13 protein-coding genes are annotated in these 13,926 nt (G+C 71.3%); 6 read left to right on the top strand and 7 right to left on the bottom strand.

The genetic code is table 11. From position 1 onward, the window contains the following. Positions 1-139: 139 nt before the first annotated feature. A complete protein-coding gene (locus ACFY3I_RS37965; protein ID WP_390865509.1) occupies positions 140-1,750 on the top strand; it encodes an LCP family protein in 1,611 nt (536 codons plus the stop codon). 93 nt (positions 1,751-1,843) lie between these two features. Here the strand turns inward: ACFY3I_RS37965 and ACFY3I_RS37960 are convergent, their stop codons facing one another. Next, positions 1,844-2,881 (bottom strand): glycosyltransferase family 2 protein, encoded by a 1,038-nt coding sequence (locus ACFY3I_RS37960; protein WP_365284375.1) that lies wholly within the window; start codon positions 2,879-2,881, stop codon positions 1,844-1,846. 249 nt (positions 2,882-3,130) lie between these two features. On the opposite strand from ACFY3I_RS37960, the gene ACFY3I_RS37955 reads away from it, so the two are divergent. Next, a complete protein-coding gene (locus ACFY3I_RS37955; RefSeq protein ID WP_390865508.1) occupies positions 3,131-4,507 on the top strand; it encodes an LCP family protein in 1,377 nt (458 codons plus the stop codon). Between the two features lie 190 nt (positions 4,508-4,697). On the opposite strand, the gene ACFY3I_RS37950 is transcribed toward ACFY3I_RS37955, so the two are convergent. Continuing rightward, complete coding sequence (locus ACFY3I_RS37950; RefSeq protein WP_365284379.1) at positions 4,698-5,246, bottom strand: acyl-CoA thioesterase; 549 nt, start codon at positions 5,244-5,246, stop codon at positions 4,698-4,700. Positions 5,247-5,362: 116 nt separating this feature from the next. Here ACFY3I_RS37950 and ACFY3I_RS37945 point away from each other — a divergent pair, with 116 nt between their 5' ends. Beyond that, positions 5,363-6,661, top strand: a complete 1,299-nt coding sequence (locus ACFY3I_RS37945; RefSeq protein ID WP_390865507.1) for an LCP family protein — start codon at positions 5,363-5,365, stop codon at positions 6,659-6,661. A 62-nt stretch (positions 6,662-6,723) separates the two neighbouring features. Here the strand turns inward: ACFY3I_RS37945 and ACFY3I_RS37940 are convergent, their stop codons facing one another. Beyond that, positions 6,724-7,089 (bottom strand): four-helix bundle copper-binding protein, encoded by a 366-nt coding sequence (locus tag ACFY3I_RS37940; RefSeq protein ID WP_365284383.1) that lies wholly within the window; start codon positions 7,087-7,089, stop codon positions 6,724-6,726. Between the two features lie 143 nt (positions 7,090-7,232). Next, positions 7,233-8,390 (bottom strand): acyl-CoA dehydrogenase family protein, encoded by a 1,158-nt coding sequence (locus ACFY3I_RS37935; RefSeq protein WP_365284389.1) that lies wholly within the window; start codon positions 8,388-8,390, stop codon positions 7,233-7,235. 178 nt (positions 8,391-8,568) lie between these two features. Between ACFY3I_RS37935 and ACFY3I_RS37930 the strand changes: the two genes are divergently transcribed. Next, complete coding sequence (locus ACFY3I_RS37930; protein WP_390865506.1) at positions 8,569-9,912, top strand: UDP-glucose dehydrogenase family protein; 1,344 nt, start codon at positions 8,569-8,571, stop codon at positions 9,910-9,912. Between the two features lie 121 nt (positions 9,913-10,033). Here the strand turns inward: ACFY3I_RS37930 and ACFY3I_RS37925 are convergent, their stop codons facing one another. Next, positions 10,034-10,540 (bottom strand): CGNR zinc finger domain-containing protein, encoded by a 507-nt coding sequence (locus ACFY3I_RS37925; protein ID WP_390865505.1) that lies wholly within the window; start codon positions 10,538-10,540, stop codon positions 10,034-10,036. 122 nt (positions 10,541-10,662) lie between these two features. Between ACFY3I_RS37925 and ACFY3I_RS37920 the strand changes: the two genes are divergently transcribed. Both ACFY3I_RS37920 and ACFY3I_RS37915 read left to right on the top strand, forming a co-directional pair. Next, on the top strand, positions 10,663-11,022 hold the full coding sequence (locus ACFY3I_RS37920; RefSeq protein ID WP_390865504.1) for a VOC family protein: 360 nt from the start codon (positions 10,663-10,665) through the stop codon (positions 11,020-11,022). Positions 11,023-11,036: 14 nt separating this feature from the next. After that, positions 11,037-11,423: a VOC family protein gene (locus tag ACFY3I_RS37915; protein WP_365284397.1), complete on the top strand. Its 387-nt coding sequence runs from the start codon at positions 11,037-11,039 to the stop codon at positions 11,421-11,423. 59 nt (positions 11,424-11,482) lie between these two features. On the opposite strand, the gene ACFY3I_RS37910 is transcribed toward ACFY3I_RS37915, so the two are convergent. Continuing rightward, positions 11,483-12,577, bottom strand: coding sequence for a dipeptidase (locus ACFY3I_RS37910; RefSeq protein ID WP_365284399.1), 1,095 nt, complete (start codon positions 12,575-12,577; stop codon positions 11,483-11,485). 155 nt (positions 12,578-12,732) lie between these two features. Next, entirely contained in the window at positions 12,733-13,911 is a 1,179-nt protein-coding gene (locus tag ACFY3I_RS37905; RefSeq protein ID WP_390865502.1) for a dipeptidase, read from the bottom strand. Positions 13,912-13,926 lie beyond the last annotated feature (15 nt).

Here is a 13,926-nt window from a genome sequence, read left to right as displayed (position 1 = left end):
GGGCGGACCCGCGTGGTCCGTGGAACGTCCGACGGGGGGCGTCGGCGGCGGACCGGTGCGCGGGAGTGCGCAGGGTGGGGAGGACAGGGCGTTGACGCAGAGCGATGTGCGGCGGGAAGTGCCTTCGGCCGAGGACACGATGTCTCTCGCACCGAAGGCGTCCGGGGCCCCCGGCGGTACCGACGGCGGCCGCGGGGGCGACGGAAACGGTCGGCAGGGCTCCAACGGCGGCCGGCGCAGACGCGGCAGACGCGTCCTGCGCTGGTCGGCGACCACGCTCTCGGTGGTGATCCTCGGTACGGCCGGTGCCGGCTACCTCTACTACCAGCACCTCAACGGCAACATCCACAAGGGCCAGCGCAGCAGCGGCGACTCCAAGGCCCGCAGGACCGCGCCGAACGCGGCCGGGCAGACGCCGATGAACATCCTGCTGATCGGCTCCGACAGCCGTAACTCGGCGGAGAACGTGAAGCTCGGCGGCAGCAAGGACAACGTGGGCAACCCGCCGCTCGGCGACGTCCAGATGCTCATCCACCTGTCCGCGGACCGCAAGAGCGCGTCGATGGTGAGCATCCCCCGGGACACCCGCGTCGACATACCCAAGTGCACGGACCCGAAGACCGGCAAGGTGTTCCCGGCGACCAACACCATCATCAACGAGTCGCTGGCCCGTGGCGGCGCCGGCTGCACGCTGGCCACCTGGGAGAACCTCACCGGGGTCTACATCGACCACTGGATGACGATCGACTTCGCCGGGGTGGTGAAGATGGCCGACGCCATCGGCGGCGTCGAGGTGTGCGTCAACCAGAGCGTGTGGGACCACCCGACACCGCAGGTGCCCGGCGGCTCCGGGCTGAAACTGACCGCCGGCAGCCACAAGGTCCAGGGCAAGCAGGCCCTGCAGTGGCTGCGCACCCGGCACGCCTGGGGCAGCGACCTGATGCGGGCCCGCGCCCAGCACATGTACCTGAACTCGATGATCCGCACGCTCAAGGGGCAGAACGTCTTCACCGACACCCCGCGGCTGATGGACCTCGCGGAGGCCGCCACCGACTCGCTGACGGTGTCCGAGGAGATTGGCACCGTCAAGAAGCTGTACGGCCTCGCCATGCAGCTGAAGTCGGTGCCGACCGACCGCATCACCAGCGTGACCATGCCGAACGTGCCGGACCCGCAGAACGACGACCACGTCGTGCCGGACACCGCGAACGCCGACAAGATGTGGCAGATGCTCCGCGACGACGTGGCGTTCGACAAGAACGGCGCCCCCGAGAAGAGCGGCGGGAAGAGCACCGCGCCCGCCGCGGCGACCAGTGCGCCCTCCGTCCCGGCCGGGCAGCTGGGAGTGCTGGTGCAGAACGCCACCGGGACCTCGACCGAGGCCGCGGTCTCCGGCCGGGCCCGGACGGTGGCCACGGCCCTCGGCGCCAAGGGCTACACCAGGGCGGCCGCGGACACCTCGGGAACCGCCGAGTCCGTGGAGAGGACGGTCGTGGAGTACCCGAGCGCGGACCTGAAGGGCGACGCCCAGGCGGTCGCCAAGGCGCTCAGGATCCCGGTCGGCCAGGTGAAGCAGACCACCGATGTGTCGGGCGTCACGCTCGCCGTCGGTGCCGACTGGCGTGAGGGGACCATGTATCCCAAGCAGTCCGCGCCGAAGGCCGGTGACCTGCCCGACAACGCCGACGCCATCAACGGCTCGGACACCAAGCAGTGCATGGACGTGTACGCGCCCTACCGGTGGCAGTAGCCCCCGCCTCGTCACCCACGGGTCCCCACACGTACGCCGGCCCGGACCACACCTGGTGGTCCGGGCCGTGCCGAAGCCGGAGGAGGCGGCTGCTCAGCCGGAGGAGGCGGGGTTGAGCACCGCGGGACGGCGGGACGCGATGACCCGCTTCGCCAGGGACCTGGGGCTGGTCAGGAAGCCGTACCCCCACGCCATGTGCATGGTGGCGAGGGCCAGCGGGATCTGCAGGCGCGCCTTGAGCGGCAGGCCCTTGCCGGCCGGGACGGACCCGGCGGCTATCGCGGCCAGGTAGCCGCCCGGGATCACGAACCCGAACGGGGTGACCAGGGCGCCGACCACGATCCCGGCGGCTATCGCGCACACCGCGGTGGGCGGGGCGAGGTAGCGCAGGTTGATGGAACCCTCGTGGTAGCGGGCGACGACGTGCCGCCACCGGCCGTAGTCCTTGTACTGCTTGGCGAGGGCCTTCACCGACGGCCGCGGCCGGTAGGACACCTTCAGCTCGGGAGAGAACCAGATCAGGCCGCCGGCCTCACGGATCCGGAAGTTCAGCTCCCAGTCCTGGGCACGGATGAACTCCTCGTTGTAGCCGCCCTGTTGTTCCAGGGCCTCGCGGCGGAAGACACCGAGGTACACGGTCTCGGCGGAACCCGCCTCGCCGCCCGTGTGGAAGGCGGCGTTGCCGACGCCGATCCTCGAGGTCATGGCCGCCGCGACCGCGTGCTCCCAGTCGTTCTCGCCCTCGGCGTGCATGATGCCGCCGACGTTCTGCGCGCCGGTCTCCTCCAGCAGCCGCACGGCGGTGGCGATGTAGTTCGGGGAGAGCATGCCGTGGCCGTCCACGCGCACCACGATCGGATGCCGGGAGGCCTTGATCGCGGCGTTCAGCGCGGCCGGGGTGCGGCCGGTCGGGTTCGGGACGGTGTGCACGCGGGGGTCTTCGGCCACGAGCTGCGCGGCGATCTCGTCCGTGCGGTCCGTGGACGGACCGAGGGCGATGACGACCTCCAGCTCACCGGCGTACTCCTGCGCGAGGATCGCTTGGACGGCCCCACGCAGATGCCGTTCCTCGTTGAGGACGGGCATGATCACAGAAACTGCGGGGTGCCGCACGTCGGGCTTGGCGTTCATAGGGGGCTCACGTTACCGCGAACGGGGGACAGCGGTGCGCGCCGCCGGTGGCAAGACGCGGGCTGAAGGTCGTATCGGCCTACCGTGCTCACGGATCCCACGTACGGCCTCGTCCGGAGGTGTCCTTTGGCCGCCAGCCCGCCCCGGTCCCCTGCCCGGCCCGCCCGGCCGCAGCGACGACCGCAGCCCACCCGTCAGGCCCCGCGGCCGCCGGTAAGACCCGCGAGGCCCCGGCGGCCGCGCTGGGTCATGCGGGCCGTGACCACACTCTCCGTGGTGGTGCTGGCGTCGGCCGGGATCGGGCACTCCGTGATCGCCAGCCTGGACTCGGACATCGCCCGGGTCGACCCCTTCAAGGACATGAAGAACCGGCCCCGGCAGGGTCACGGCATGAACGTCCTGCTGGTCGGCACCGACGGCCGCGACAAGATCACGGAGAAGGAGCGGCGCAAGTACCGGCTGGGCGGCGCGCCCTGCCACTGCACGGACACCATGATGATCGTGCACATCTCGGCGGACCGGGAGCGGGCGACGGTCGTCAGCCTGCCGCGCGACTCGTACGCCGAGGTCCCCGCGCACACCGACGGGACGACGGGCCGCGCGCACCCCGCCCACCCCATCAAGCTGAACGCGGCCTACGCGGAGGGCGGCCCGCAGCTGACCGTCCGCACGGTCGAGGACATGACCCATCTGAAGATCGACCACTATCTCGAGGTCGACTTCATCACCTTCATGCGGACCGTCGACGTGCTCGGCGGGGTCCGGATCTGCACGCCGCAGCCGCTGAAGGACTCCTACACCGGTCTCGACCTCTCCTCCGGCGCGCACACGCTCAACGGCGGGCAGGCCCTGCAGTACGTCCGCTCCCGGCACGTCGACGCGGCGAGCGACCTCGGCCGGATGAAGCGGCAGCAGCGGTTCCTCGCCTCGCTGATCGAGCGGGCGTCGTCCTCGGGAGTGCTGCTCAACCCGATCAAGTTCCGGGACGTGACGCGGGCGGTGCTGGGCTCGGTGCGGGCCGACACGGGCTTCGGCACGGACGAACTGCTGGACCTCGGCCGGGCGATGCGGAACTTCTCCCCGTCCTCCTCGGAGTTCACCACCGTGCCCATCGGGCAGCTCGAATACGCCGTGAAGGGCATCGGCTCGACCCTGAAGTGGGACCAGCCGAGGTCGGACCAGCTGTTCCGGTCCCTGACCGAGGACAAGCCGCTGGCCCCGCCGGCCCGCAAGCGGCCGGCCGGGCCGCAGCCGGCGCCCGTGGAGGTGGCCCCGGCGCAGATCCACGTCCAGGTCGAGAACGGCACGGGGACGGCGGGGCTCGGCCGGCGGATGGACGCGGCGCTGGCGGCGGCGGGGTTCGCGACGAACCACCAGCCGGTGACGGCCGTCAGCCACGACGTGCGGCGGACGGTGATCACCTTCGACCCCCGGTGGGACCGGTCGGCCCGGTCACTGGCGGCGGCCCTGCCGGGGAGCGAGCTGCGGGCGGTGAAGGGGATGGGTCCGGTGCTGCGGGTGACGACCGGCGCGGACTTCAAGGGGGACGTGCGCAAGGTGCGGTTCGACGAACCGGCGCCGCCGGACGAGGCGACCGTGATCAAGGGCGACGAGACGGAGTGCTGACGGTCGCCGGCCGGGTGCGTGGGCGCTGGTCGCGCGGTTCCCCGTGGGCCGGTGGGCGCTGGCCGCGCGGTTCCCCGCGGGCTGGTGGGCGCTGGTCGCGCAGTTGCCCGCGGGCCGGTGGGGGCCGTTCGCGCGGTTCCCCGCGCCCCTGAAGGGGCGCGCCCGCGGCCGGCGACGGCCCGGTGCCGCTCTAGTCCTCGAACCCCTCGGCGACCCGGCGCTCGCGCAGCTCGCGTATCTCCCGGCGCCTCGCCAGCCGGTGCGTCCGGCGGATCTGGGCCTCCTGGTAGCGCCGCCGGTCCCGGTCGGTCTCCGGTATCACCGGCGGCACCCGGCGCGGCTTGCCGTCCGCGTCGACCGCCGCGAAGACCAGGTAGGCCGAACCGACCTGGGTGGCGGGGGTCGACTCGTTCCAGCGCTCGGCGAGGACCCGCACGCCCACCTCCATGGAGGTGTGACCGGTCCAGTTGACCTGTGCCTTGACGTGGACCAGGTCGCCGACGCGGACCGGCTCCAGGAACGCCATCTCGTCCATGGACGCGGTGACGGCGGGGCCGCCCGAGTGGCGTCCGGCGACCGCGCCCGCCGCGTCGTCCGCGAGCTTCATGATCACGCCGCCGTGCACCGTACCGAGGAGGTTGGTGTCGTTGTGGGTCATGATGTGGCTCAGCGTGGTCCGGGACGCGGACGTCGGCTTGCCGGGTATGTCGGACTCCGCCTCGGGGGCCTGCTCTGTCATGGCCCCCACCTTATGGAAGCCGCGGCGCGGAATTTGTGTCGGGTTCGCAACAGCGGGGCCCTGATTTCCCGACGGCCCTTGTAAGAGGTACCGGCGCTGCCTGCACACTGGGCCACATGAGCGAATGGCCCGAGGGACGGTCGAACGACAACCGCGGCGACCGGTACGGACGCGGTAGCGCGAGCGCGCAGCCTGAGGGCGCCCGCGTGATGCGCCAGGTACGGCGCGGGGAGCCGTCGGCGCCGCCGTACGGCGCGCCGCAGCAGGGAGGCGGCTACGGCGGCGTCCCGCAGCAGCCGGCGTACGGCAACGGATACGCCGACGGCTCCGGGTACGACAACGGGTACGACAGCGGCTACAACAGCGGCCAGGTCTACGGCGGCGGTCCCGGGGGCGGGGGACCCGGCGACCAGTACGCGCGTGAACCGCGGCCGGCTCCGAACTGGCGCAAGCGGATCAAGTGGACGGCGATCGTCGTCCTGAGTGTGCTGATAGTCACCTCGGTCGCCACCTACTTCTGGGCCGACTCCAAGCTGCACCGGGACGTCGACCTGTCGAAGGTGATCGACCGGCCGGCGGCGGGGGCGGGCACCAACTACCTGATCGTGGGCTCCGACAGCCGCAAGGGCATGTCCGACGAGGACAAGAAGAAGCTGCACACGGGGTCGGCCGAGGGCCAGCGCACGGACTCGATGATGATCCTGCACGTCGGCGACAACGGCGACACCCTGGTCTCGCTGCCCCGCGACTCGGACGTGGAGATCCCCTCGTACCAGGGGTCCACGTCCGGCAAGGTCTACAAGGGCACCGGCCGGCACACGAAGCTGAACGCGGCCTACGCCGAGGACGGCCCGACCCTGCTGGTGCGCACGGTCGAGTTCAACACCGGGCTGCACATCGACCACTACGTGGAGATCGGCTTCGCCGGCTTCGCGGACATCGTCGACGCGGTCGGCGGGGTCACCATCGACATCGACAAGGGCTTCAAGGACAAGTACTCGGGCGCCGACTTCAAGTCGGGCGAGCAGACCCTGAACGGCGAGCAGGCCCTGGCCTTCGTCCGCACCCGGCACGCCTTCGCCGCGTCCGACCTCCAGCGCACCAAGAACCAGCAGAAGTTCCTGGCGGCGCTGGCCCACCAGGTGGCCACCCCCTCGACGGTCCTGAACCCCTTCAAGCTCTACCCGACCCTCGGCGCGGGCCTGGACTCCCTGACCGTCGACAAGGACATGAGCCTGTGGGACCTGGCGTCGATGTTCTTCGCCATGAAGGACGTCAACGGCGGTGACGGCACCTCGATGAACATGCCGGTCTCCGGCTCCACCGGCGGCAACCTCGTCTGGGACAAGGCGAAGGTCAAGACCCTGGTGGACGAGCTGAAGAACGACCAGAAGGTCACCGTCACCAGCGACTGAGGCCCGTCGTACGCGGTCCAGGGGCACCCCTCGGGGTGCCCCTTCGCCGTCTCAGCGGGGTGTCACATGGACGCGCCCGCCATCGAGCGGCACATCTCGGCGCAGTTGCGACACGCGTCCGCGCAGCGCTTCATCTGCGGGTCGTCCGGCATGGACATACACGCCTCGGCGCACATGTCGCAGGCCTTGGCGCACATCGCGCACATCTCGGCGGAGAGCGGCGAGCGCCGCATCATCATGTCGGCGCACATCCGGGTCATCTCGGAGCAGTCCATCAGCGCCCGCATGATCCGCATGTGGGCCTGGCCGCCGTCCATGGACATGCAGGAGCTCATGGTCTCCTCGCACATCGTGTGCGTGGCCATGCAGGCGTTCACGCACTCCTGCATCTGCTTGGACATGGCCGTCATGGGTCCGGTCTGGGTCATGGCTCCTCCAGGGGAGAGGGGGAAGGGCCCGGGGCAGGCCCCGTTCGTCTTCGTTCCTAAGCCCGACCGGCCGGTAGCGCCATTCAGGGACAGAACGGAAAAAGGCACCCTAAAGGGTGCCTTTCCGGTGAATCAGGTGCGAATTACGGCAGGTTCCTTGCCATCACGATCCGCTGGACTTGGTTCGTGCCTTCGTAAATTTGCGTGATCTTGGCGTCGCGCATCATGCGCTCGACCGGGTAGTCGCGGGTGTAGCCGTAGCCGCCGAGGAGCTGGACGGCGTCCGTCGTGACCTCCATGGCGGTGTCGGAGGCGAAGCACTTCGCCGCCGCGCCCTGGAAGGTGAGGTCGGCGTCGCCGCGCTCGGAGGCGGCCGCGGCCTGGTAGGTGAGGGCGCGGGCGGCGGCGATCTTCATGGCCATGTCGGCGAGCATGAACTGGATGCCCTGGAAGTCGGCGATCGGCTTGCCGAACTGCTTGCGCTCCTGGACGTAGCCCTTGGCGTAGTCGAGGGCGCCCTGCGCGACACCGAGGGCCTGGGCGGCGATGGTGATGCGGGTGTGGTCCAGGGTCTTCATCGCCGTGGCGAAGCCGGTGCCCTCGGCGCCGATCATGCGGTCGGCGGGGATGCGGACGTTGTCGAGGTAGACCTCGCGGGTCGGCGAGCCCTTGATGCCGAGCTTCTTCTCCGGGGCGCCGAAGGAGACGCCCTCGTCGGACTTCTCCACGACGAAGGCGGAGATGCCCTTGGAGCGCTTGTCGGGGTCGGTCACGGCCATCACCGTGTAGTACTCGCTGACGCCGGCGTTGGTGATCCAGCGCTTCACGCCGTTGAGGACGTAGTGGTCGCCGTCGCGGACCGCCTTGGTCTTCATGCCGGCCGCGTCGGAGCCCGCGTCCGGCTCGGACAGGGCGTACGAGAACATCGCGTCGCCCTTGGCGAGCGGCGCCAGGTACTTCTTCTTCAGGTCCTCGGAGCCGGAGAGGATCACCGGCAGCGAACCCAGCTTGTTCACCGCGGGGATGAGGGAGGAGGAGACGCAGGCGCGGGCCACCTCCTCGATCACGATGACCGTGGCGAGCGCGTCGGCGCCGGAGCCCCCGTACTCCTCGGGGACGTGCACCGCGTGCAGGTCGTTGGCGACCAGCGCGTCGAGCGCCTCCTGCGGGAAGCGGGCCTCCTCGTCGACCGCGGCCGCGTACGGGGCGATCTTCGCCTCGACCAGCGCGCGGACGACGTCGCGGAGCATGTCGTGCTCCTCGGACGGGCGGTACAGGTCGAAGTCAGCCGATCCGGCCAAGGTCTCTCACTCCAGACGCAGTGGTGCTGACGCTAATTACTGTTAAGTAACTCAAAGTTTAGAGCGCGGCCCACGGAACGGTGACGTGAGGTACGCGACAGCGGGAAAGTTGCCCGCAGGAGGGCCCGGTTATGCTCGGCCCCGCAGCAGCACCGACACCCCCGAGCTGGAGCATTCCATGAGCCTCAAGATCACCGTGATCGGCACCGGCTATCTCGGAGCCACGCATGCCGCGGCCATGGCTGAGCTCGGCTTCGAGGTGCTCGGCCTCGACGTCGTACCCGAGAAGATCGCCATGCTGGAGCGCGGCGAGACCCCGATGTACGAGCCGGGCCTCGACGACCTGCTGCGCCGGCACGTGGCGGGCTTCGAGGGCTCCAGCGGGCGGCTGCGCTTCACCACCGACTGGGCCGAGGTGGGCGCGTTCGGCGACGTCCACTTCGTCTGCGTGAACACCCCGCAGAAGCACGGCGAGTACGCCTGCGACATGTCGTACGTCGACTCGGCGATCGCGTCGCTGGCCCCGCATCTCACCCGGCCCGCGCTGGTGGTCGGCAAGTCGACGGTGCCGGTCGGCTCCGCGGAGCGGCTCGCCGCTTACCTCGCCGAGCACGCGCCGGCGGGCGCGGAGGCCGAACTCGCGTGGAACCCGGAGTTCCTGCGGGAGGGCTTCGCGGTGCAGGACACCCTGCACCCGGACCGGATCGTGGTCGGCGTGCGCGGTGAGCGGGCCGAGAAGCTGCTGCGCGAGGTGTACGCGACGCCGGTGGGCGAGGGCACGCCGTTCGTGGTGACGGACTTCCCGACGGCCGAGTTGGTGAAGACGTCCGCGAACTCCTTCCTCGCCACGAAGATCTCCTTCATCAACGCCATGGCCGAGGTGTGCGAGGCGGCGGGCGGTGACGTGGCCAGGCTGGCCGAGGCGATCGGGCACGACGACCGGATCGGGAAGAAGTTCCTGCGGGCCGGGATCGGGTTCGGCGGCGGCTGCCTGCCGAAGGACATCCGCGCCTTCATGGCCCGCGCGGGCGAACTCGGTGCGGACCAGGCGCTGACCTTCCTGCGTGAGATCGACTCGATCAACATGCGGCGCCGGGGCCAGATGGTCGAGATGGCCCGCGAGGCGCTGGGGGGCGGGTCGTTCCTCGGGAAGCGGGTCGCGGTGCTCGGTGCCACGTTCAAGCCGGACTCGGACGACGTACGGGACTCGCCCGCGCTCAACGTCGCCGGGCAGATCCACCTGCAGGGCGGTCAGGTGACCGTCTACGACCCGAAGGGCATGGACAACGCCCGGCGGCTGTTCCCGACCCTCGGCTACGCGGACACCGCGCTGGAGGCCGTGCGCGGGGCGCACGTGGTGCTGCACCTGACCGAGTGGCAGGAGTTCCGGGAGCTGGACCCGGCGGCGCTTGGTGCGGTGGCCTCGGCGAAGGTGGTCCTCGACGGGCGGAACGCGCTGGAGCCGGAGGTCTGGCGGCAGGCGGGCTGGACGTACCGCGCGATGGGGCGTCCGACCGCCTGAGCGCGGGTGCGGGGCTCGAGCCCGGACGACACCGGTTCGGCCGAGGCTCAGTCGGCCGAACCGGTGTCTTGTTGCATTCTGCACCACTCGGCACAGGCGTGACCGGTGAACGGTCCGTGCCTTACCTGTCCTTGGCCCGGTAGCGGCGCATCTTCACGCGCGCCCCGCACACCTGCATCGAGCACCAGCGGCCTCGCCCGGCCGGGGAGCGGTCGTAGTACGCCCAGTGGCAGGTGTCGGCCTCGCAGGCCTTCAGCCGTGTCCAGGTGCCCTCGACCAGGGCGCCGGCGACCGCCGCGGCCACGCGGGAGACCAGCGGGCCGCCGTCGGCCGGTACCAGTTCCGCCGAGCCGTCGGCCGGGTGCACGGCGACGTGGAGGGGGGCGCCGGCCAGCAGTTCCCCCAGCGGGGTCACCGGGCGGTGCGGCGGACGGCCGGCGTGTGCGAGGAGCGTGGCGCGCAGCGACTCGCGCAGGACGCGGGCGGCCGCGACCTCGGCCTCGGTGATGCCGAGCCGTGCCCTGCCGTCCGGGGTGTCGAGCGTGTCGGCGCCCGACTCGAGGTCCAGCGTGTTCACCAGTGCCTCGACCAAGGTCAGGCCGCCCGGTGCGGGCGATCTCCCACTCATCCCTGCGGGTCCTCCCGGAAATATCCCTTGCGAGGTTACCTCCATTGGGGAAGCATGCGGTAACGGTGACCGGTCAACCCGTTCTTCCGGTAACCGGCACCTCGGACCTCGAGGAGGAAGCAATGGCTCTCGCCAAGCTCGGTGACGTCGTCCTGGACTGCCCCGACCCGTCCGCGCTCGCCGGTTTCTACGCCGGGGTGCTGGGCGGTGGCGTCGAGGGGGACGAGGAGTGGGTGGTCCTGACGGTGCCCGGCGGCCGGACGCTGGCCTTCCAGCGGGCGCCCGGTTTCGTGCCGCCGAAGTGGCCCGCGCCCGACGACTCCCAGCAGTTCCACCTGGACCTGCTGGTGGAGGATCTCGACGTGGCCGAGCGGGGGGTGCTGGAGCTGGGTGCGAAGCCGCTGGACGCGGCGGACCGGGAACGCACCTTCCGGGTGTACGCCGACCCGGCCGGGCACCCGTTCTGTCTCTGCGCCTGCTGACCCAGGGAGGACCCGTGGCGATCGTCGCCCGACTGCGCAACGTAGTGATCGACTGTCCCGACCCGCTCGCACTGGCCCGCTTCTACGCCGCCGTGGCCGGGGGCACCCCGGTGGCGGAGGACGACGAGTGGGTCGTCCTGCAGGTACCGGACGGACCGCGGCTCGGCTTCCAGCGGGTGGCCGGGTACACGCCGCCCGAGTGGCCGCGCGCCGACCGCAACCCCCAGCAGTTCCATCTCGACCTCGATGCCGGGGCGACCTGGGAGGAGGTGGACGCGGCCCACGAGAAGGTGCTGGCGCTGGGGGCGCGCCCGCTGGACCTGGAGGACCGGGAGAAGAAGGACTTCCAGGTGTACGCCGATCCGGCCGGCCATCCCTTCTGCCTGTGCCGGATTCCCTGAGCATCTGCCTGTGCCGGATTCCCTGAGCACGTCCCGGGAAGCGGACCCGCCGGCCGGGGTCATGCCTCCGTGTCGGCCGGTCTGCCCGGGAGCGGCTCGCGGCGGCGCTGGGCCGCGCGGGCGGTGAAGTCGGCGCTGCGCAGGACGCGCTGGACGTTTCCCCAGGTCAGCAGGGACAGCTCGGTGTCGGACCAGCTTCGCCGGAGCAGTTCGGCGATCAGGTGCGGGTAGCGGGAGGTGTCGGCGAGACCGTGGGGGTGGGCGGCGCCGGAGTCGTAGCTGCCGGACAGCGCGACGCACTCCGGGCCGGCCACGATCCGGACGTGGTCGAGGTGGTCGGCGACGTCCTGGACGGTCGGCCCGGACTGCTCGGCGGTCAGCGGCACCATGCACAGGCCCTGCTGCCCGCCGAGCCTGGCGAGCAGCGCGTCGGAGAGGTTGGCCGGGTGGGGGCGCAGGGAGGCGGCGGCGGAGCGGGTGCACAGGACGGGGGTCTTGGACAGGGCGAGCACCCGGGCGAGGACCGTCTCCGGGGCGCCGGACAGGTCGGCGAGGACGCCGAGGCGGTTCAGCTCGCGGATCACTTCCTCGCCGAACCGGGTCAGCCCCTCCCGGTCCGCCCAGTCGGCCCCGGCCAGTGACAGGACGCGCAGGCCGAGGGAGTTCAGGACGCGCAGGATGCCGAGGGAGCCGTCGACGGCGGCGGCCGAGGCGGGCCCGAGCACCACGGCGACCCGGCCGCAGTTGCGGGCGTCGATGACCTGCCCGGCGGTGCGCACCAGCCGGAGCCCCTCCGGGTGTCTCTCGACCACCCGGCGCACCAGGTCCAGCTGTTCCAGCGTGGCCCCGACGGCCCGGTCGCCGCGCTCCGGTCCGGGCAGGTCCAGCGACCAGAACAGCACGCCCACGTGTCCCTCGCGCAGCCGGGGCACGTCCGTGTCCACGGCCGCCTCGCCGAGTTCCAGGTCGTACCAGGGCAGCGGCCCCAGTGCGCGCGGCAGTCCGCTGTAGCCGTCCGCGACCGGATGCGCGTCCAGCAGGACGTGGGCGCGTTCCAGGAACTCGGCGTCGGAGACCGCGGGGAACGGGTCGTCCGGGAGGCTGTCGTCCTCGCCGACCTCGGTCGTGGTGGGAATGTCGTGGAGGTCGGCCATTGCGGGCTCCGTACGTCGTCGTGAGCTACGTCGTGATGGGGCTGTAGCCAACGGTCGCACGCCTGCCCGGAAGGGTTCCTGGTGGACGGGGCGTTCGGGGGTACGACGGGGGCGGGGCGCCCGGTACGCCGGTCCGCCCCGCCCCCGTCCTCCCGTCAGCCGTCCAGTTCGGAGATCGTCGCGTTCGACGGCCCCCGCGTGCCCTGGAGGTCACGGGCCACGTCCTCCGCCGCGCCCAGCACGCGGACCGCGTTCTGCCAGGTGAGCTTGGCCAGGTCGGGGCGGGACCAGCCGCGGTCCAGGAGCTCGGCGATCAGGTTGGGGTAGCCGGAGACGTCGTTCAGGCCGTCCGGGGTGAAGGCGGTGCCGTCGTAGTCGCCGCCGATGCCGATGTGGTCGACGCCGGCGGTCTCCCGCATGTGGTCGAGATGGTCGGCGACCGTGGCGGTCGTCGCGACGGGACGGGGGTGGCCCTCCTCGAAGGCGCGGTGGATCTTCATCGCGTCCTCGCCGGTGTCCAGGTGGTGGAAGCCGTGCGCCCGCATGTTGTCGTCGGCCGCCGCCGTCCAGTCCACGGCCGCCTGGAGCACGAACTTCGGTACGAAGGTCACCATGGCCACGCCGCCGTTGGCGGGGAGGCGTTCGAGGACGTCGTCCGGGATGTTGCGGGGGTGGTCGCAGACGGCCCGGGCGGAGGAGTGCGAGAAGATCACCGGCGCGGTGCTGGTGTCCAGGGCCGCGCGCATCGTCGTCGGGGCCACGTGGGAGAGGTCCACCAGCATGCCCAGGCGGTTCATCTCCCGCACGACCTCGTGGCCGAACGCGGACAGGCCGCCCACCTTCGGTTCGTCGGTCGCCGAGTCCGCCCAGTCGTTGTTGTCGTTGTGGGTGAGCGTCATGTAGCGCACGCCCAGCTCGTACAGGGCGCGCAGGGTGCCCAGCGAGTTGTCGATGGAGTGGCCGCCCTCCGCGCCCATGAGGGACGCGATCCGGCCCTCGGCACGTGCCGCCTCCATGTCGGCGGCGGTCGGCGCGGCCCGCAGGTCCCCCGGGTAACGGGCGATCAGCTGCCGCACGCAGTCGATCTGTTCGAGGGTCGCGGGGACCGCGCCCGGCAGGTCCGAGCGCACGTACACCGACCAGAACTGCGCGCCCACCCCGCCCTCGCGCAGGCGCGGGATGTCGGTGTGCAGGTGCGCGTCCTGGTGGGTGGCGATGTCACGGGCGCCGAGGTCGTACCGGACCTGCTCGCGCAGCGCGTACGGCAGGTCGTTGTGCCCGTCGACCACCGGGAACTCGCGCAGCAGGGACCGGGCTTCGTCGAGAGAGGTCATTGCGTATTGCTTCCC

The organism is Streptomyces sp. NPDC001068 (assembly GCF_042897315.1).
Classification (GTDB): Bacteria; Actinomycetota; Actinomycetes; order Streptomycetales; family Streptomycetaceae; genus Streptomyces.
This window is presented reverse-complemented; position numbering and strand designations above follow the sequence as displayed.